Source organism: Lactobacillus nasalidis, assembly GCF_016587775.1.
GTDB classification, from domain to species: domain Bacteria; phylum Bacillota; class Bacilli; order Lactobacillales; family Lactobacillaceae; genus Lactobacillus; species Lactobacillus nasalidis.
This window is the reverse complement of the sequence record NZ_BOCG01000187.1, coordinates 1-348: the sequence shown is the minus strand read 5'-3', so window position 1 is coordinate 348 and position 348 is coordinate 1. Positions and strand designations below refer to the sequence as shown.

1 rRNA gene is annotated in these 348 nt (G+C 53.2%); it reads right to left on the bottom strand.

The features are described 5' to 3' along the window. Positions 1–348: ribosomal RNA gene (locus lacNas_RS03405) — 23S ribosomal RNA — on the bottom strand; the annotation flags it as partial.

The window sequence follows — 348 nt, the reverse complement described above, 5'->3', positions numbered from 1 at the left end:
AACCTGGTCATGGGTAGGTCACTTGGTTTCGGGTCTGCATCAGCCAACTTCTCGCCCTCTTCAGACTCGCTTTCGCTGCGGCTCCGTCTTTTCTGACTTAACCTTGCTGACTAACGCAACTCGCCGGTTCATTCTACAAAAGGCACGCCATCACCCGTTAACGGGCTCTGACTACTTGTAGGCACACGGTTTCAGGTTCTCTTTCACTCCCCTCCCGGGGTTCTTTTCACCTTTCCCTCACGGTACTGGTTCACTATCGGTCACTGGTTAGTATTTAGCCTTGCGAGATGGTCCTCGCGGATTCAGACGGGATTTCACGTGTCCCGCCCTACTCAGGATACTGATAGG